The sequence below is a fragment of the Enterobacter sp. BRE11 genome, assembly GCF_031844285.1.
Classification (GTDB): Bacteria; Pseudomonadota; Gammaproteobacteria; order Enterobacterales; family Enterobacteriaceae; genus Pantoea.
This window is the reverse complement of record NZ_JAUZUX010000009.1, coordinates 160,498-179,695: the sequence shown is the minus strand read 5'-3', so window position 1 is coordinate 179,695 and position 19,198 is coordinate 160,498. Positions and strand designations below refer to the sequence as shown.

At 59.0% G+C, this 19,198-nt stretch carries 15 protein-coding genes; 9 read left to right on the top strand and 6 right to left on the bottom strand.

The features are described 5' to 3' along the window. Positions 1 to 241: 241 nt before the first annotated feature. The 3 genes from Q9R34_RS11565 (at position 242) to yajD (ending at position 3,000) form a co-directional block, all read left to right on the top strand. Positions 242 to 1,225, top strand: coding sequence for a DUF1852 domain-containing protein (locus Q9R34_RS11565; protein WP_485893812.1), 984 nt, complete (start codon positions 242 to 244; stop codon positions 1,223 to 1,225). Positions 1,226 to 1,251: 26 nt separating this feature from the next. Then, positions 1,252 to 2,283: a methionine synthase gene (locus tag Q9R34_RS11560; protein ID WP_485893810.1), complete on the top strand. Its 1,032-nt coding sequence runs from the start codon at positions 1,252 to 1,254 to the stop codon at positions 2,281 to 2,283. A 369-nt stretch (positions 2,284 to 2,652) separates the two neighbouring features. Next, positions 2,653 to 3,000, top strand: a complete 348-nt coding sequence (yajD, locus tag Q9R34_RS11555) for an HNH nuclease YajD (RefSeq protein ID WP_434123750.1) — start codon at positions 2,653 to 2,655, stop codon at positions 2,998 to 3,000. A 114-nt stretch (positions 3,001 to 3,114) separates the two neighbouring features. Here yajD and Q9R34_RS11550 read toward each other — a convergent pair whose 3' ends face one another. Next, positions 3,115 to 4,767 carry a methyl-accepting chemotaxis protein gene (locus Q9R34_RS11550; protein WP_485893808.1) on the bottom strand — a complete coding sequence of 551 codons (1,653 nt, stop codon included), beginning with the start codon at positions 4,765 to 4,767 and terminating at the stop codon, positions 3,115 to 3,117. Between the two features lie 229 nt (positions 4,768 to 4,996). Between Q9R34_RS11550 and Q9R34_RS11545 the strand changes: the two genes are divergently transcribed. After that, positions 4,997 to 7,576: a bifunctional diguanylate cyclase/phosphodiesterase gene (locus Q9R34_RS11545; RefSeq protein WP_485893806.1), complete on the top strand. Its 2,580-nt coding sequence runs from the start codon at positions 4,997 to 4,999 to the stop codon at positions 7,574 to 7,576. Positions 7,577 to 7,579: 3 nt separating this feature from the next. On the opposite strand, the gene Q9R34_RS11540 is transcribed toward Q9R34_RS11545, so the two are convergent. After that, entirely contained in the window at positions 7,580 to 9,127 is a 1,548-nt protein-coding gene (locus Q9R34_RS11540) for a sensor domain-containing diguanylate cyclase (RefSeq protein ID WP_485893804.1), read from the bottom strand. Positions 9,128 to 9,451: 324 nt separating this feature from the next. On the opposite strand from Q9R34_RS11540, the gene Q9R34_RS11535 reads away from it, so the two are divergent. Together Q9R34_RS11535 and Q9R34_RS11530 are read left to right on the top strand one after the other, a co-directional pair. Next, entirely contained in the window at positions 9,452 to 10,210 is a 759-nt protein-coding gene (locus tag Q9R34_RS11535) for a hypothetical protein (protein WP_485893802.1), read from the top strand. 95 nt (positions 10,211 to 10,305) lie between these two features. Continuing rightward, positions 10,306 to 11,178, top strand: a complete 873-nt coding sequence (locus Q9R34_RS11530) for an aldo/keto reductase family oxidoreductase (protein WP_485893800.1) — start codon at positions 10,306 to 10,308, stop codon at positions 11,176 to 11,178. Between the two features lie 31 nt (positions 11,179 to 11,209). Here Q9R34_RS11530 and Q9R34_RS11525 read toward each other — a convergent pair whose 3' ends face one another. The 4 genes from Q9R34_RS11525 to Q9R34_RS11510 form a co-directional block, all read right to left on the bottom strand. Then, positions 11,210 to 13,534 (bottom strand): FdhF/YdeP family oxidoreductase, encoded by a 2,325-nt coding sequence (locus Q9R34_RS11525; protein ID WP_485893798.1) that lies wholly within the window; start codon positions 13,532 to 13,534, stop codon positions 11,210 to 11,212. A gap of 245 nt (positions 13,535 to 13,779) precedes the next feature. After that, complete coding sequence (locus tag Q9R34_RS11520) at positions 13,780 to 14,136, bottom strand: DUF4865 family protein (protein WP_485893796.1); 357 nt, start codon at positions 14,134 to 14,136, stop codon at positions 13,780 to 13,782. Next, the gene (locus tag Q9R34_RS11515) at positions 14,133 to 14,522 is read right to left on the bottom strand and encodes a tautomerase family protein (RefSeq protein ID WP_485893794.1); all 390 of its coding nucleotides are present in this window, start codon (positions 14,520 to 14,522) and stop codon (positions 14,133 to 14,135) included. Before Q9R34_RS11515 ends, Q9R34_RS11520 begins: the two co-directional genes overlap by 4 nt. Beyond that, positions 14,513 to 14,860, bottom strand: a complete 348-nt coding sequence (locus Q9R34_RS11510) for a carboxymuconolactone decarboxylase family protein (protein WP_485893792.1) — start codon at positions 14,858 to 14,860, stop codon at positions 14,513 to 14,515. The genes Q9R34_RS11515 and Q9R34_RS11510 overlap by 10 nt, the downstream gene beginning before the upstream one ends. 102 nt (positions 14,861 to 14,962) lie before the next feature. Here Q9R34_RS11510 and Q9R34_RS11505 point away from each other — a divergent pair, with 102 nt between their 5' ends. The 3 genes from Q9R34_RS11505 (at position 14,963) to Q9R34_RS11495 (ending at position 19,157) form a co-directional block, all read left to right on the top strand. Next, the gene (locus Q9R34_RS11505) at positions 14,963 to 15,847 is read left to right on the top strand and encodes a LysR substrate-binding domain-containing protein (RefSeq protein WP_485893790.1); all 885 of its coding nucleotides are present in this window, start codon (positions 14,963 to 14,965) and stop codon (positions 15,845 to 15,847) included. A 442-nt stretch (positions 15,848 to 16,289) separates the two neighbouring features. Next, entirely contained in the window at positions 16,290 to 17,672 is a 1,383-nt protein-coding gene (locus tag Q9R34_RS11500) for a diaminobutyrate--2-oxoglutarate transaminase (protein WP_485893788.1), read from the top strand. Between the two features lie 18 nt (positions 17,673 to 17,690). Then, the gene (locus tag Q9R34_RS11495) at positions 17,691 to 19,157 is read left to right on the top strand and encodes a pyridoxal phosphate-dependent decarboxylase family protein (RefSeq protein ID WP_485893786.1); all 1,467 of its coding nucleotides are present in this window, start codon (positions 17,691 to 17,693) and stop codon (positions 19,155 to 19,157) included. Positions 19,158 to 19,198: the final 41 nt, after the last annotated feature.

The following is a 19,198-nucleotide window of genomic DNA, read 5'->3' as shown; positions in this document are numbered from 1 at the left end:
TTATGCACAGGGCGAAGGCATCATTTTTTCTCATCTGCGCCAGCATCATGAAATTCTCTCATGTTCTTTGAATTTATATCACTTTTCGTTGAGTCCCAACTCGGGCATAAAAGATACATGGATGTTAAGTATTGGTAACGCGAAAAGTTGTGAGCACGATAGCAGCTTAACAAATCGGGATATCCTGAAAAGCAAGCATTAACGCCAGTTTCTCCATCACGAATTAGGATGCCAGATTAAAATGACGCAACCCTTCAATTTTGCGATTAAAACGCTTCGTTTCGACGAAAATTATAATCCTTCGGAAAATACGCGCATCACCACTAACTTTGCCAATTTGGCCCGAGGCGATAAACGCCAGCAGAATCTGCGCAACGCGCTGGCGATGATTAATAACCGTTTTAACTCGCTGGCGCAGTGGGATAACCCGAACAGCGATCGCTATGCCGTCGAGGTTGATATTATTTCCGCTGAAATGACCATTGCGACGGAAGGCCAGCGCGCAAGCTTTCCAGTGATTGAAATATTAAAACCGACGATCATCGACCGCAAAACCAGCCAGCGTATCGAAGGTATTCCAGGCAATAACTTCTCTTCTTACGTGCGCGATTACGATTTCAGCGTTCGGCTCTTTGAGCACAATAAAAATAAGGCGGAATTCACCCTTCCTGAGGATTTTGGCGATCTGCACGGCGCCATTTTCAAAGGGTTCGTAGCATCGGCGGCCTATAAAGAGTGTCTGCAAAAGCCGCCGGTTATCTGCCTGAGCGTGTCCAGCAAAAACGTTTATCACCGAACCAATAACCATCATCCGGTGCTGGGCGTCGAATATCAGCAAGACCAGCCCTCTTTAACCGACCGCTACTTTGCCAAAATGGGGCTGCAGGTTCGCTATTTTATGCCGCTGAATAGCGTCGCGCCCCTCGCCTTCTATTTTAGCGGCGACCTGCTGGCCGACTACAGCAACCTTGAGCTGATCGGCACCATCAGCACGATGGAGACGTTCCAGAAGATTTACCGGCCTGAAATCTATAACGCCAACTCAGCGGCAGGAAAATGTTATCAGCCGGACCTGAATCATCAGGATTACTCTTTAACCCGTATTGTTTACGACCGCGAAGAACGTAGCCAGCTGGCCGTTGAGCAGGGTAAGTTCACCGAAGAGAACTTTATTAAGCCCTACCAGACATTGCTTGAACAATGGGCTGCGCATTCCGTTCTTTGATTATTTAACCGACAGGGTCACGTTTTATGAAAAAGTTATTACCTACCTCTACCGCCGGCAGCCTGCCTAAACCTTCCTGGCTGGCACAGCCTGAGGTGCTCTGGTCACCGTGGAAATTACAGGACCGCGAACTGGTAGATGGCAAGAAAGATGCCCTGCGCTTGTGTCTGGCGGATCAGCTTGAGGCCGGTATCGACATCGTCAGCGACGGCGAACAAACGCGTCAGCACTTCGTTACCACCTTTATCGAACACCTCAGCGGCGTCGATTTTGAAAAGCGGGAGATTGTGAAAATTCGCGATCGCTACGACGCCAGCGTGCCGACCGTGGTCGGCGAAGTGAGCCGTCAGAAGCCGGTCTTCGTCGAAGATGCGAAATTTTTGCGCCAGCAGACCAGCCAGCCGATTAAATGGGCGCTGCCCGGCCCGATGACGATGATCGATACGCTTTACGACGCCCACTACAAAAGCCGCGAGAAGCTGGCCTGGGAGTTCGCCAAAATTCTCAATCAGGAAGCCAAAGAACTAGAGGCGGCCGGCGTGGATATTATCCAGTTCGACGAGCCCGCCTTTAACGTCTTTTTCGATGAGGTGAACGACTGGGGCATCGCCACACTGGAGCGCGCCATTGAGGGCCTGAAGTGCGAAACGGCGGTGCATATCTGCTACGGCTACGGTATCAAAGCCAATACCGACTGGAAAAAGACGCTGGGCACGGAATGGCGTCAGTATGAAGAGATTTTCCCTAAGCTGCAGAAATCGAATATCGATATCGTGTCGCTGGAGTGCCAGAACTCGCGCGTGCCGATGGATCTGATCGAGCTGATTCGCGGTAAAAAAGTGATGGTAGGCGCCATTGATGTGGCGACCAATATCATCGAGACGCCGGAGGAGGTAGCTGCTACCCTGCGCAAGGCGCTGCAGTTTGTTGACGCCGATAAGCTTTACCCCTGCACCAACTGCGGCATGATCCCGCTGCCACGCCACGTGGCAAACGGCAAGCTTCGTGCGCTGAGCGCGGGCGCGGAGATCGTCAGAAGAGAGCTTCAGGCGAAATAACGTCGTGAAGCAGTCGATCTCTGCCTAAGCAGGCAGTCCGGTTGGGCGATGGGGGCTCTCGATCGCCTGGCCGGGCTAAAACCTCGCCCATCGCACTATTGCGTTACCTCGCCGTCAGTCACGTCAATCCCGCCAGGGTTTCCCCCGCGCTGTAGCGTCGTCTCTCATCACGGCTATGCCCTGCACCGCGCTACAAAAGGTCGCTACTCGCTGCGCTGCTGGCCAGCATGCCCGGCCGAGTTTATTTTCTCGTTTGGTGCCTGGAAAGGGTTATGATAGAAAAAGGCGGTTTGCTCACGACTGACATCAAGGGCGACCGAATGCCAGGCATTCCCCCCCTCTTATCTTTCTTCACAGGTAACAAAGAACATGGCCCTGATCCCCAAAAACTACGCGCGGCTGGAAAGCGGCTACCGCGAGAAAGCGCTGAAAATCTATCCGTGGGTATGCGGGCGCTGCGCGCGCGAGTTTGTCTACTCCAACCTGCGCGAGCTGACCGTTCACCATATCGACCACGACCACACTAATAATCCAGAGGATGGCAGCAACTGGGAGCTGTTGTGCCTTTACTGTCACGACCATGAACACTCAAAGTACACGGAAGCGGATCAGTACGGCACCCGCGTAGTGGCGGGAGAAGATGCGCAAAAAGAGATCGGCGCCGCCACCTATAACCCCTTCGCTGACTTACAGGCGATGCTCAATAAGAAAAAATAGCGCCAGCAGGGGCCGTCTTCTGCGCCGCCAGAAAAGCATAAAAATCCGGAAGCGAGTTCGCTTCCGGATGTCTGGTTTGCATGGCGTGAATCAGAGCGACTTTCTCTTCCCGCGTTAAAAACTCTGCCAGTCCGCTTCATTGAGCACTGCGACGCGCTGCGGCGCAGGCGTGCGCAGAGGCGAAGGCTGCACCGCTGGCGCGCGCGGCGCGACAGCGGTGTAATCGTTGCCGACGCGGAATTTGCCGACCAGCGCGGTCAGCGTGCTGGACTGCTCCTGCAGCGACTGCGCCGCCGCCGACGCCTCTTCCACCAGCGCGGCGTTCTGCTGCGTCACATCGTCCATCTGGTTGACCGCCTGATGCACCTGCGCAATACCCTGGCTCTGCTCGACCGCGGCAGCGGCGATTTCGCCGACCAGATCGCTCACCTGACGGATCGCGTCCTTCATCACCTCCATATTGCGGCCTACGTCGCTCGCCTGCGCGGCGCCCGCCTCCGTCAGCTGATGTGAGGCTTCGATCAACGCCTTGATCTCATGGGCGGCGGCGGTTGAACGCTGCGACAGGTTTCTGACCTCGCCCGCCACGACGGCAAAGCCTTTACCGTGCTCACCGGCGCGCGCGGCTTCTACCGCGGCGTTGAGCGCCAGAATATTGGTCTGGAAAGCGATCCCTTCAATCAGCGAAACAATATCGTTTACCTTGCGCGAGCTGCCGCGAATATTCTCCATCGTCGCCAGCATCGTGGTCAGTGATTGGCCGCTCTTCTCAGAGAGGCTGCTGGCGTTGGCCGCCAGCTGGCTCGCCTGACGCGTGTTATCCGCCGTCTGGCGCACCGTCTCGCTCAGTTCGGTCATGCTGGCCGCCGTCTGCTCCAGCGATGCCGCCTGCTGCTCGGTGCGCGAAGAGAGATCTTCGTTGCCTGCGGTGATCTGCACCGAGGCGCTGCTCACCGACTGCGACGCCTGGTTTACCGAGGCGAGCGCCGAGGCGACGCGCTGCATGAGATGGTTAAAGGCGCGCGCCATATTGCCAATCTCATCGCGGCGGCTTTCATCGGCGTTCAGCGTCAGGTCAAGATTGTCGCTGGCGCGCGTCATTACATCGCCTATCGCTGACAGGCTGCGGCGAATGCGCAGAATGGTGAAGGCGGAGAAGAGCCCGAACAGCACAACGGTGGCGATGACGCCGCCAATGGTGGCCCACAGCACGGTGGTGAACAGGCTGCGGTTAGTATCGCGCAGCTGATTGCTGAGGCTAATATTCAGCGTCAGCTGCTTCTGGTTATCGTTAATCAACTGGCGTATTGCCGCGCCGATACCCTCATTGCCCTCAATCATCCCGAGCGTCAGGCTGTCCTGGTGCGCATGTGAGGCGGCAAGAAACGCGGGCAGCCGATCGCTAATGGTGCGCAGATCCTCATAGGCGACACGGGTCAGGCGCTTGTCCTCCTCATTAGAGATATTGTTAGCCATGTAGTCATCGATCTGCGATTTGATCTGCGCCAGGCTGGCGGCGATCTCTTTTTCCACGCCTGCAAACTTCGTATCATCGGTCTGGCTTTGATGCTTATAAAGCAGAAGAGCCAGCTGATTACTCTCATCAACCCTTTTCCCTATGTCTTTAATTGAGGGAATGGCGTTGGCCTGGACATATTCGAAGCGATCCTGAAATCCGGACAGCAGTGAGATAGCCAGTATGGCCTGTAAAATAATCGCGCCAAATAGCAGCGAAAAGGTCAGCAGCAGGCGTTGGGTAATGTTCATCCTGTTCTCCATAAGGTAAGCGTCCCTGTCCTTATGCGATCAGGCAGGGTTTAGCCTTGCTATCATCGGCAGCGCGCTGCCTTTTATTAGTTTTAATCAACGAAACGGTTCACCCACCGGCGTGTCACAATTCCTTCATGGTGTCGTTATAGTTCGCCGTCCTCGCTGCCGATAACCAGAGGAGGTATCTGGAATACCCTTTATCGAATCTCTGGCGCGGCGATTAACCATGACGACTTACGCTTTTCACTCTTCATCTGACGGCCGCGCGCGCGGCCTGGTCAGAAAACCGATGCTCATTATGCTGGTGCTGCTTGGCCTCTCTTTTTGCGCCGCGCTGACCGCGCTGTTCTGCGTGGCCGACGATCTGAATGATAAGGCGGATCTTCGCAGCGGGCTGCTGCTGGGTAAGGCGTTTGCCAGCCGCGAAGAGAGCATGCGCTTTCACCTTAGCGATAACGCCGAATGGGGCGAAGCCTATAACAACCTGCATCGCGCGCTGAACCTCGACTGGGCATGGCGCAACCAGAACCTGGGTGAATCACTGTTCAAGACTTTCGGCTATGAGGGCGTATTCGTCATCGCGCCCAATGGCGAAACCCGCTACAGCGTGCTCGATGGCGCGCTGCGCCGCGAGCGCTTTCAGGCATGGCTGGGAGAGGATGTGCTTAATGCGCTGAAGCAGCGGCTACAGCAGAGCGACGGCAAGGCGATAGCGCGGCTGGTGCGCGTGGGCGATGGGCTGGCGCTGCTCGGCGCCGCATGGATCACCCCCGGCGGCGATAGCAGCGTAAAAATAGCAGCGGGTCCGCCCTCAATCATGATTTTTGTCGATCGTCTGACGCCCGCCAAGCTGGAAAGCGCGGGCGCGGAGTATGGCATACAAAAACTCAGCTACGCCGACGCGCCGCCCGAGGGCGCAGGCGAGCATGACCGCTATCTCGCGTCGGCGCTGGGCGGTGCCGTGACGCTGAAATGGCAGAGCGACAATCCCGGCGGCGCGCTGCTTACCTGGCTGCTGCCGCTGCTGGTGCTGCTGATGTTCGCCACGTTTATTAGCGCCAGCATGCTGATGCGCAACGCGCTGCGCAAAGCGCGCCATAGCGATGTCAGTACTTTTCTGCTGGAGCAGAGCCAGCAGGCGCTGGCCGCGAGTGAACAGCGCTTTCGCGACGTAGCGGAGAGCACCACCGACTGGATTTGGGAAGCGGACGCGCAGCTGCGCTTTACCTGGATCTCCGGACGTTTTTCCGCCGTCACCGGCTACCATAGCCAGGACTGGCTGCAGCAGCCGCTGCACGCTTTTCTGCTCGACGACGGTGACCTCCCGCAGCGGCTGACGCAGCGGGAACTGTCCGGCGAGCCGCTGACGCTGCTGCGCTGCCGCTACCGATCCGCGCAGCAGCATATCCGTTTCTGCAACCTTACGCTGCGTCCCGTTACCCTGCCGCAGGGGAAAAAAGGCTATCGCGGCACCGCCACCGACGTCACGCTGGAGGTGGAAGCCGAGGCGCGCGTGCGCTATCTCTCGCAGTTCGACGAGCTGACCGGATTGCCCAACCGCGCGCAGATGAACGCCTGCCTGGCGGGCAAGCTTAGCGACGCGCTGCATAACGATCGCCCGCTGGCGGTGATAATGATCGATCTGGATAAATTTAAGCCGGTCAACGATCTCTACGGCCACGCGGCCGGCGACAGCGTGCTGCATGAGGTTTCCCTGCGCTTTAACGCCTGCCTCAAGGATGCCGGGATGACCGCTCGTCTCGGCGGCGACGAATTTGTGATGATCGTTTCCGATATCCACAGCCAGCAGGCGATCGGCGAGTTGTGCAGCCGTATCATCGCTCAAATCAATTTGCCCTTCGCCATCAACGGTAGCGACGTCTTTATCGGCGCCAGCATGGGGATTGCGCTGGCGCCGCAGGATGGCAACGACCCTGGCGAGCTGCTGCGCTATGCGGATATCGCGCTCTATAAAGCGAAAAATACCGGGCGCAACAACTGGGTGTTTTATCAGCGTGACATGGGAGAGAAGATCGTACAGCGGCGCGAAATGGAGCGCGAACTGCGCGAGGCGATCCACACCAACCAGCTGCAGCTCGCCTGGCAACCGCGCTACGACGTCCGAGCCGCGCGCGTCACCGCCGTAGAGGCGCTGGTGCGCTGGCATCACGGGCAGTACGGCGTCTTGATGCCCGATCAGTTTATCCCCCTGGCGGAAGAGACCGGGCTGATTGGCGCGCTGAGCGACTGGGTGCTGCTGCGCGCCTGCGAAGACACGCACCGCGACCTGCCAGGCCTGGCAGTGTCGGTCAACCTTTCCGCGGTGGAGTTCAGCGATAAAGGCCTGCCGCGGCGTATTCGCGCCGCGCTGGATGCCACCGGCCTGCCGAGCAGTCGGCTGGAGATTGAGGTAACGGAAAACGCCATGCTCCAGGATCCCGAAACCGCCCTTGAGGTGATGCAGGCGCTCAAGGCGCTGGGGGTGAAGTTTTTAATCGACGACTTCGGCACCGGTTACGCCTCGCTGAACTACCTGCGCACCTTTCCGTTCGACGGCATTAAAATTGATAAATCTTTTATCTTTCCGCTGAACGACTCTTCGCAGGCGCGGCAGATTGTCGAGAACATGGTCGGGCTCGGCAAGGCCTACGCCCTGAGCGTGACCGCAGAGGGGGTTGAAACCGCCTTGCAGATGGAGCAGCTCAAACTGATGGAGTGCGACGGGCTGCAGGGCTACTACCTTGGCAAACCTCAGCCGCTGGCGCAGATCGCGGAAACCTACTGCGCTGCGCCAGCCTCGCTGTAGCGATCAGACGCCGCGCCGCGCCTGGTTGCGTCCGCCATGCTTCGCCAGATAGAGCGCCTCGTCTGCTTTTTCGATCAGCGCCTGAGGTTCAGGACGCTCGCTTTCGGGCAGAAAGGTGGCGCACCCCGCGCTCAGCGTGACGTGCGCGGCGATGGAGGAGGAGTCATGGGGAATATTGCTTGCGCTGACTGCCTTCACCGCCGCGTTAGCGATGTTCAGCGCATCCGATCCTGAGGCACCCGGCAGGATAATGGCGAACTCTTCGCCGCCGTACCTTGCCACTTTGTCGCTGCCGCGCAGCGGCAGCCCTGCCAGAGCGCTGGCGACCGCTTTCAGACAGGCGTCGCCAGCCACGTGGCCGTAGGTATCGTTGAAGCGCTTGAAGTAGTCGATATCCATCAAAATCAGCGACACCTGCTGGTTGTGCTCCGCCGCGTCGAGCAGGCTCTGCTGCAGGAAATGGTCAAACTGGCGGCGGTTCGCCAGGCCGGTCACGCTGTCGGCATGCGCCAGATTCTCCAGCGAAAGATTCACCGCCGTCAGCTCATCGCGCAGGCGGGTCAGCTCCTGCTGATAGCGCAGGCTGCGTCGCACCTGGCTAAGGATACAGGCGCCAAGCACGCCAATTCCCGCCAGCAGCGCCAGATCGAGCAGCACATTCTCTACCTGCCCTATAATCCAGCTTCGCAACAGGTTCTGTTTATCGTAGCCTGCCGCCACCACCAGCCCGTAACGCTCGGAGCGGGCAAAACCGAAAATGCGCGCCTGGCCGTCCAGCGCGGCGCGCCACTGGCCACTCCCCTTGTCGGCACTGGCGAGCATCGTCTGAAAGAGGTGGCTGGAGGAGAGATTTTTGCCGATATAGCTGTCCGGCATCGGCCGCGCGTAGAGGACGGTGCTGTCCGCCAGCATCAGCACCAGCACATCCTGCGCCCCCAGTTCATAGTAGCTGTAATAATGACGAAAATAGTCGACGCGGATGGTGGCCAGCAGTACACCATTAAAACCGCCGGAGGCGTCGTTGACCCGCAGTGACACCGGGATCACCAGATCGCCAGTGCTTCGGCTGCGGATCACCGGACCGATATGAACGCTGTCGCGCGCATTCATACGGTGGTAGCGGAAATATTCGCGGTCGGCGTTATTGATGTGTGCCGGGATTTGCCGTGCCGATGTGGCGATCCACTTGCCCTGGGCGTCGTAGTAAAACAGCCCATGCAGCTGGGGCAGTCGGCTCGCCAGCTCCTGCATGGTCTGGCTGAGGGCGCCGCCGTTAACGCCAGTGGCGATTTCGCTTATCAGCTGATGCTGCACTTCGCGCAGTGACAGCTCCGCCTGCAATATGGTGTCGTCCGCCTGACGCGCCTGAGAAAGAGAAAGGTTTACCGCCATCTGTTCAGACTGGATCACCGTGTCGCGCCAGGCTTCGCGCATCGTCCACAGGTTAAGGCCGGTCACCGCCAGCGTCAGCAGCAGCCCGGCCAATGCGATGCTCTGGGGTAGCGAACGGTTTATCGATGTTGCCCGCTCGCTTCTCCTTTTTAGTTTCATGTCCCGCCTCTTTGAAATGCTTGTAATAAGTTAAGCACATGGAGGCATTCCAGCGCAGACGGCGAAGCGGATCCGCGCCGGAAAAATATTTATCGCCGCCGCGTTTATCTTTTAAGCAACCTAATCACCTTTCTAAACAAAATATTCACATATCATTACGTTAACGGATAAGTGGCTAATTCCATGGGCCTTCCTCTGTGACTAAGCGGAACGGCAAATAAAACAACATTTTATGCTGTATCAATTTCACGGCAACAGGTTCAGACTGTACATTCATCCACTGCCGCAGGCGGTGGCTACTCGCTCTCCGCTCAAGGACAGCATATGACCTATTCGTCTGAAACCATCTGTGCCATATCAGGCTCCTCTCTTCATAACCTGAAGCGCTGGTACCGAAGCGGCCTGATCCATAAAAAGCCATCCGGTTCCGACTGGACTGATGCTCAGCTGCAGGAGGTGATGGAGATGACCCGCCTGACAAGCCAGGGGGCGACGCTGCGTGAGATCAAAATCGCGCAGGCTGGCGCGTACCCTGTGCGCACCGGCGGTTGGGCGGCTCGTCGTGGCGACATGCTCTGGCAGCTCGAATTTGGCAGCGAGCAGTCGCTGGCGGTGCTGCTGCGTAAGTTCGCGAGCAACTTTACCGGCGACGATTTCGTATTACGGCTGTTAGTGCCGCTCAATCAGTGGCTGCAACATGATACGCGCGCAGGTGCCTTCCGCCGTATGGAACGCTTTCACCAGCTGATCATCACCCATGCGGGATCCGTGACGCGCAACGCCACCCGCGCCGCCGCCATTCCGCTGCTGCTGGAAAAGGTCAGTGAGAAGAACCAGACCGATATCTGGCTGGAAGCGATCAGGCTCAGCGGTCAGGGCTTCTGCGTAGAAGTGCGTGCCTCCAGCGACCTTCTCTCATCCATAAGCCCGCACCAGCACCATCTTTACTGGTGCGGCGCCGGCCTGACAGAGAGGCTGCATCAGCACTATCTGACACGACTGAATGATGGCCATCCGGTTCTGCTGTGCGGGCCCGATCGCCGCGTACACCATTTATACCCGCAACTGCCTGCGGCTGCCTGAGCGGCCGCCCGCTTCTTCCCCCCTCTGCCTCCTGCCGACGCGTAATCAGCCCGCAACGATTACACTTACTGAGTCCCTTTCATCAGGAGGTTACTATGTCTCAGCTTTCTCTTCGCTATCGTCTGGGCGATGATGAGGTCGGCCGCGTCGGTTACGGCGCGATGCAGCTTGCTGGCCCCGGCGTTTTTGGCCCGCCAAAAGATGAAGCGCGCGCGATGCAGGTGCTGCGCGACGCCATCGCCGCTGGCGTTCGCCATATCGACACCAGCGATTTTTACGGCCCGCACCTGACGAATCAGCTGATTAAAAAAGCGCTGCATCCCTACCCGGAAGATTTAATTATCGTGACCAAAGTGGGTGCGCGTCGCGATGAGAAAGGCGGCTGGCTGCCCGCTTTTTCGCCGGACGAGCTGGTCAGCGCGGTAGAGGATAACCTGCGCAATCTCGATCTCGGCGTACTGGAAGTGGTGAATTTACGCAGCATGATCAACCCGCAAAAACCGGCAGAAGGTTCTCTTGAGCCGCAGCTCAAAGCGCTTATCTCGCTCAAGGAGCAAGGGGTCATCCGCCATATCGGGCTGAGCAACGTCACGGCGCGTCAGGTAGAAGAGGCGCAGCAGCTTACCGAGATTGCCTGCGTGCAGAACCTGTACAACCTCGCCAACCGCGGGGATGACCCGCTGATCGACAAGCTTGCCGCCCAGGGCATTCCCTACGTGCCCTTCTTCCCGCTCGGGGGCTTTACGCCGCTGCAGTCCACCCAGCTCACCCAGGTGGCGCAGCAGCTCAACGCCACGCCGATGCAGGTGGCGCTCGCCTGGCTGCTGCAGCGCTCGCCCAATATCCTTTTAATCCCTGGCACCTCGTCGCCGGAGCATCTGCGCGAAAACCTGGCGGCGGCGGAGTTGACGCTGACGGATGACGCGCTGGCGGTGCTGGATGATATCGGCAATAAAAAGGGCCGCTGACGCGGCCCCCCTCCCTTTTTTCTACGCCGTTTTAGCGCAGCGCGCCTGAGGTTTCTACAGGCGCCTCGCATCGCTCCAGCGCTATCGGGATGCTTTTATAGGCCGGGATGCCGCTTTCGGTATCGTGACTGTCGAGCGGCACCATCACGTTGGCCTCAGGGTAGTAAGCCGCGACCGAACCCGGCGCCATGTCATACACCACCACCATGAGGTTATCGAGACGCCGCCCTGTGCGGTTACCCTGCGGATCGAGCGCCACCATATTCACCCTATCGCCGACGCGGAACTGCCGTTTCTCCGCCTCCTCCGCCGCCATAAACAGCACATCGCGTCGACCGGTGACGCCGCGATAGCGGTCGTTCAGGCCATAGAGCGTAGTGTTGTACTGGTCATGGCTGCGCAGCGTGGTCAGCACCAGGTCGTGGCAGATTAGCGAGCGGGGATCTTCATTGATGCCCTGCATCACTTTGAACTGCGCTTTGCCGCTCGGCGTCAGCCATTTGCGCTGCGAGGCTGCCACCGGCAGCCGGAAGCCGCCCGGCGTCAGAATGCGGTTGTTGAAATCGTCGAAGCCGGGGAAAACCGCCTCGATGGCGTCGCGGATAAAGCTGTAGTCGCCCACCATTTTGTCCCAGTCGACGCGCGAGTTGCGCAGCGTCGCTTTCGCCAGCCCGGCGACCAGCGCTGGCTCCGATTTGAGATGCGGCGAGGCGGGTTTCAGCGTGCCGCGCGAGGCGTGCACCATCGACATCGAATCCTCTACCGTGACGCTCTGCTCGCCCGACGCCTGGCGATCGATCTCGGTGCGGCCCAGCACCGGGAAGAGATAGTTATGCTTGCCGAGCAACAGGTGCGAGCGGTTAAGCTTGGTGGCCATATGCACCACCAGGTCGAGCTTGCGCATCGCCTCGAAAGTCACCTGCGGATCGGAGATCGCCTCCGCCAGATTGCCGCCCAGGCAGAGCAGCGCCTTCGCTTTGCCGTCGCGCATCGCCTGTATCGCCGCTACCGCGCCGTGCCCGTGTTTCTGCGGCGGCCTAAAGCCAAAGACCTTTTCGATATTGTCCAGCATCCACTGCGGCGGAATTTCGGTGATGCCGACGGTGCGATCGCCCTGAACGTTGGAGTGACCGCGTAACGGACAGATGCCCGCGCCGCGCTTGCCGATGTTGCCGCGCATCAGCAGCAGGTTGGCGATCTGCTGGACGTTCTGGGTGCCATACTGGTGCTGGGTAATGCCCATGCCGTAGCAGATAATGGTGCGCTCCGACGCCGCGTAGAGATGGGCGATATTTTGAATTTCCTCCAGCGTCATGCCAGAGACTTTCAGAATATGCGGCCACTCCGTCGCCTCAAGATCCGCCTTCAGCGCGGCAAACCCTTCGGTGTGTTCGTTAATAAAGCTGTCGTCGATCACGCCCGGCTCGCCCGCCGCCAGCGCTTTTTCATGCATCGACAGCAGCGTCTTCATCACGCCTTTCAGCATCGCCGCGTCGCCGCCGACGCGCACTTTGTAATAGGTGGACGCCAGCTGCGTCGACCCCATCGACAGCATCTCAATCGGGCTTTGCGGCGAGGTAAAACGCTCCAGGCCGCGCTCGCGCAGCGGATTGATCGCCACGATGGTTTTGCCGCGCTTCGAGACGTCGCGCAGGGTCGCCAGCATGCGCGGATGGTTGGTGCCAGGGTTGTGGCCGATACAGAGCACCAGATCGCAGTGATCGAAGTCCTCCAGCTCCACCGTGCCCTTGCCGACGCCGATCGACTGCGGCAGGCCAACGCTGGTCGGTTCATGGCACATGTTGGAGCAGTCGGGAAAATTGTTGGTGCCATATTCGCGTGCGAAGAGCTGCCAGAGAAAGGCCGCTTCATTGGAGGCGCGGCCGGAGGTGTAGAATTCGACGCTGTCGGGATCCTCATAGCTGCGCAGCAGCGCGCCGATTTCGTTCAGCGCCGTCTCCCATTCGATGGGCTGATAGGTATCGCTGGCCGCGTCATATTTCATCGGGTGGGTCAGACGCCCTTCGCCCTCCAGCTCAAGGGCGCTGCGCTGCCAGAGTTCGCTCACGGTGTGCGCGGCAAAAAATTCCGGCGTGGTGCGCTTGCTGGTCGCCTCCCAGGAGACCGCTTTGGCGCCGTTTTCGCAAAATTCAAACGAGGAGCGGTGCTGCGGATCGGGCCAGGCGCAGCCTGGACAGTCAAACCCTTCCGGCTGGTTAACTTTGAACAGCGCAATCACATCCTGCTTAACGGACATCTGGCCGCGAATCGCATCCGCTACCGCTTTGAGCGCGCCCCAGCCGCCTGCCGAACCGCCATAAGGCGCAATACCCATACTACTGTTTTGTTTTTTCATACGACCTTGCTCTCCAGTGCTTATTCTTTTTAGCGTAGGCGAGCAGATCCTGCGTGCGGCGGCGGCGGTGCTAAAGATGTTAAATTTATTCTTTCAGGATGTTACCGCGTCTCGCATAGCAGGATCGCCGAGTGCGAGATAGTCGATGCGGTAGTGCTCACCCGGCCCCCCTGCATCAGCGGCAAAATCGACCTGAAGCAGCGACTGGGCCGAAATATCCCAGCCCACCAGCGCGGCACCAGAGTCTATTGCGGCAAGATCGCTATAGGGCGCAGCGCCGCAAAGTGTGCGTCGAGCAGCGTGGCCACCGGCGGCGTTTTCACCCCCAGCCAGCTTTGCATCACTGGCCAGCCGAAATCCTCCGTCAGCCTGGCGAAGCCAGCGCTCTGCAGGAAGTCGATCATTCCGGCGCTGTCGCGCCAGAGATAGAGCGGCGCGTAGCTGTCCGCCCTGGCACCCTCATCGCGTCGCGCATAGAGATAAGCCTTGAATACCAGGTCGGGAAAGCCGTCGAGCTTTGCGCCGTTCTCCGCGATGCGCCGCTCGATAATCGCCATGTCGTAATCGGCGGGCAGCGTAAAGCGGTAGTGCATCAGGATCATCGCGCCTCCCCGGCGAGCATTTCGCCCTTGCTGAAGCTCCAGTCGCCTGCGGTGTTGAACTGGATCACTATCATCACGTCGTCGGGTGGGACAGCGAGTTGTGCGGCCAGCCGCTGTGTCAGCGTGCGGCAGAACGCCGCCTTCTGCGCTGTCGAGCGCGGCTTTCCGGCCAGCAGCGTAAAGAGGATGAAATCGTCGCTGCGTCCGCCGCTCAGGTAGTGCGGGTCATAAATGCGCTGCGCTGCAGGCAGCTTCTCCACGATTTGAAACCGGTCATGCGCCGGAACGTCGAAGGTCTCGACCAGCGTGCGGTGGAGGATGTCGGAAATGTGCGCGATGCGCGCCTCGCTGGTGCCATCGCACAGCGTAATGCGGGTCAGCGGCATGATGTTTTCTCCTCGGCCCGATCGTCTTCAGGCAACGTTTCTTCAGGTAAATAGTGCAGCGCAGTCACAGCGGCAGGCCAGCCGGCATAGAACGCCAGATGCGTAAAGGCTTCGCTGAGTTCGCTGCGGCTCAGGCCGTTTTCAGCGGCGAAGCGCATATGCCAGCCGAGCTGTTTCTCGCGCCCCAGCGCGGCCAGACAGGCCAGGGTAATCAGGCTGCGTTCGCGCGGCGTCAGAATGTCGCGCTGCCAGATATCGCCAAACAGCAGGCTGTGGGTTATCTCCGCCAGCTTTGGCGACGCCTGCTGAAGGTTCTCTTTGTCGAGTGTGGTGCTCATGGTCGCTTCCTCGTGATTTATCGCTCATCTGAAGTGTCGCCTTCTGCTACCATCCTGAAAATCAAATTATTCAGCACGGGTAATCCCGAAAATCAGGACGGTATGAACAAACTTCCAGTTTCTCTCGATATGGATGCGCTGCGCAGCTTTGTAACGGGCATTGAATGCGACAGCTTTGCGCTCGCCGCCCAGCGGCTCTGCCGCTCAACCTCCGCCGTCAGCGCGCAGCTCAAAAAGCTGGAAGCGCAGTGCGGTACCGAACTGGTGGTGAAACAGGGGCGCAAACTGGCGCTGACGCCCGCTGGCGAGAGGCTGCTGAGCTACGCGCGCCGCCTGCTGGCGCTCAACGATGAAGCGCAGCGCGCCATGCGCGGCGAGCTGCTGCAGGGCGAGCTGCGTATCGGCATGCAGGAAGATTTTGGCGAATCGCTGATGCCCGCGCTGCTCGGCCAGCTCGCTGGTCAGCATCCGGGTCTCAATATCACGGCGCGCATAGACCGCAACCGCGCGCTGCGTCAGGCGGCGATAGAGAAGCAGCTCGATATCGCGCTGCTGTGGCAGCCCGAGCAGGCGCTCGATGAGAGTGCGTTCCTGGGGGAGTCTCCGCTGGTGTGGATCGCCTCGCCGCAGAAAGAACTCAGGACGCTGCTGGCGGGCGGCGAACCTTTACCGCTGGTGATGTTTGACGCGCCCTGCCAGATGCGATCCCGCGCCATCGCCGCGCTGGATCGGGCAGGTATTCCGTGGCGCGTCGTCTTTACCAGCCCGAGCCTGAGCGGCATCTGGGCGGCCGTACAGGCGGGCCTCGGCATCACGCTGCGCTCGCCCATCGGGCTGCCGCACAGCCTGCATATCCTGGACGGGACGCTGCCTGCGGCGGGCCGTATCGGCATTACGCTGTGGCAGAACCGCAGTCTGGATGCGCAGGCGCAGCGCCTGCTGCATGACGCCGTTTCCGCTATGCTGCTTCCTTCGCTGCTGCGCTAAAAATTCCCGCTTTAAAAAATTTAGTTTAAATATGTTTCCGGCACGTAAGGTTAAGTCTTTTATATAACTTAACCTTCGCGCTGCGTATTAATTTATGGGGTGATAATTTTCATCGCGTCATTTGTTTAATACGTCAACAAAAAGCGCCTTTAATGGCCTGTTTCCTCTCCGGTTAGCGTTTTTTACTGCGGTTAAGCTCACCGGCAACGTTGCGCCGTCACACTGTCTTAACACAGGCGTCATCAGGCCCGCGCATGCTTTACGGTCAGGTCGTAAGGCAGGCACAGCTGATTATAAATAAGCGCGAACAAATCTAAACAAAATAAAAGATTGAGCCCGAATCGCAAAAGCTCTATATTGGCCGCGCCTAAAATCAGGTAACCCGAATTTTTAACATTCATTCAACTGCGGCACAGACGATTGCCCCGGTTGTAGGAGAGATATGATGACGGATAAAGTCCGTATTGATTCTTTAGATGCCACTTCAAACGCAAACAATGAAACCTATTTGGCCCGTCAGGCTGAGTTCGAATCAAACGTCAGAAGTTATCCCCGCAAGTTACCGTTAGCGATCACCCAGGCGAAAGGCGTATGGATCACCGACGCCGACAATAAAGAGTACCTCGACTGCCTGGCCGGTGCGGGTACGCTGGCGCTGGGTCACAATCATCCTGACGTGCTGCAGAGCATCCAAAATGTCATTACCAGCGGCTTGCCGTTACATACTCTCGATCTGACAACGCCATTAAAAGATGCGTTCTCTGAATATCTGCTGTCGCTGCTGCCTGGTCAGGGCAAAGAGTACAAACTGCAGTTCACCGGCCCGTCCGGCGCGGACGCGGTTGAAGCGGCGATCAAGCTGGCGAAAAAAGCCACCGGTCGTTCAGGCGTTATCGCCTTCTCCGGCGGCTACCACGGCATGACCCACGGCGCGCTCTCCGTCACCGGCAACCTGTCGCCGAAAGAAGCGGTCAACGGCATGATGCCTGAAGTCCAGTTTATGCCTTACCCGCACCTCTACCGTTGCCCGCTAGGCATTGGCGGTGAAGCGGGCGTGAAAGCGCTGACCTACTACTTCGAAAACCTGATCAACGACGTGGAAAGCGGCGTGCGCAAACCTGCGGCGGTGATCCTGGAAGCGGTTCAGGGCGAAGGCGGCGTGAACCCGGCGCCAGCCGAGTGGCTGCAGCGCATCCGTAAAGTCACCGAAGAGCACGGCATTCTGCTGATCATCGACGAAGTGCAGGCGGGCTTCGCGCGCACCGGCAAATTCTTCGCCTTCGAGCACGCCGGCATTCAGCCAGACATTATCGTGATGTCGAAAGCCGTCGGCGGCGGCCTGCCGCTCGCCGTGCTGGGCATTAAAAAGCAGTTCGACGCCTGGGCGCCGGGTCACCATACCGGCACCTTCCGCGGCAACCAGCTGGCGATGGCGACCGGCCTCACCACGCTGAAGATCCTGAAAGAGCAGAACATCGCCGACAAAGTGGCGCAGCAAGGCGAGTGGCTGAAAGGCAAACTGGCCGAGATGCAACATCGCTTCCCGGTGATCGGTCACGTCCGCGGCCTGGGTCTGATGATCGGCATCGAGATCGTCAAGCCGAACGAAGCCAAAGACCAGTTGGGCTGCTATCCGGCGGACGGCGATCTCTCTGCGCTGCTGCAGAAGAAGTGCTTTGAAGCGGGCCTGATCCTCGAGCGCGGCGGCCGTCACGGCTGCGTGCTGCGTCTGCTGCCTTCCCTGCTGATCACTGACCAGGAGCTGGACGTGTTCCTCGACAAGTTCGAGCAGGCGCTGCTGGCCGCTGGCGTGCAGCCGGTTTAAGTGGAGCGGAATGCGATCATGTCTGAATTAAATCCGATCCTGGCGGGCTCGGCGCAGAGCATCGAAGCCTACCAGCAGGTTATTGAGCAGAGCAGCAAAGCCGTCGTCGAGTGGCTGAAGCAGCCTGAAATGTATCAGGGCAAAACTGTCGCGGAACTGCGCGAGCGTATCGCGCTGGACTTCAACCCGACCGGCCTGGGCAACCAGGCCGCCATCGAGCGCGCGGTTGAGTTCTTCCTGAAAGACAGCCTGGCGGTGCATCATCCGCAGTGCGTGGCGCATCTTCACTGCCCAAGCCTGGTGGTCAGCCAGGCGGCGGAAGTGCTGATCAACGCCACCAACCAGAGCATGGACTCCTGGGACCAGAGCCCGTCGGCGACCATCATCGAGATGAAGCTGATCGAGTGGCTGCGCGCCCAGGTTGGCTATGAAGCGGGCGACGCGGGCGTGTTCACCAGCGGCGGTACGCAGAGCAACCTGATGGGCCTGATGCTGGCGCGCGACGCGTTCTTTGCGCGTCAGGGCCACTCTGTTCAGCAGGATGGTCTGGTGGGCGACCTGCGCAAGCTGAAGGTGTTCTGCTCCGAAAACGCGCACTTCTCCGTGCAGAAAAATATGGCGCTGCTCGGCCTGGGCTACCAGTGTGTAACCCAGATTAAAACCGACGAATACGCGCGTATGGATGTGACCGATCTGGCAGAGAGGATTGCCCAGGCGAAAGCCAACGGCGATCAGATTCTGGCGATTGTCGCTACCGCAGGCACCACCGACGCCGGCGCTATCGATCCGCTGCGCGACATCGCCGCGCTGGCGGCCCAGAACCAAATCTGGGTGCACGTCGATGCGGCATGGGGCGGCGCGCTGCTGCTGTCGGAGAAATATCGCGACTATCTGGACGGCCTTGAGCTGGTGGATTCTGTTACCCTGGACTTCCACAAGCAATATTTCCAGACCATCAGCTGCGGCGCGTTCCTGCTGAAAGACGCGGCGAACTACGAGCTGATGCGTTATCAGGCGGCTTACCTGAACTCTGAGTTCGACGAAGAGGCGGGTGTGCCAAACCTGGTGTCTAAATCGCTGCAGACCACGCGCCGTTTCGACGCGCTGAAGCTGTGGATGGGCCTGGAAGCGCTGGGTCAGAAGCAGTACGCGGCGATCATCGATCACGGCGTTACCCTCGCCCAGCAGGCGGCGAAATATATCAGCGCCCATCCGCTGCTGGAGCTGGTGATGAAGCCGCAGCTGGCGAGCGTGCTGTTCCGCTTCCATCCGGAAAGCGGCTGTCACGATCTGGCTGAAACTGCGCTGCTGAATCAGCGGATTGGCGACGCGCTGCTGGAATCGGGCCGCGCCAACGTCGGCGTAACTGAGCACAACGGCGTGACCTGCCTGAAGCTGACGCTGCTTAACCCTACCGTGACGCTGGAAGATGTAAAAGTCCTGCTGGCGCTGGTTGAGAAAACCGCGAAGCCGCTGGTGGGTTAAACTCTACCAGGCATAAGCGAAAGCCGATAACGCAGGTTATC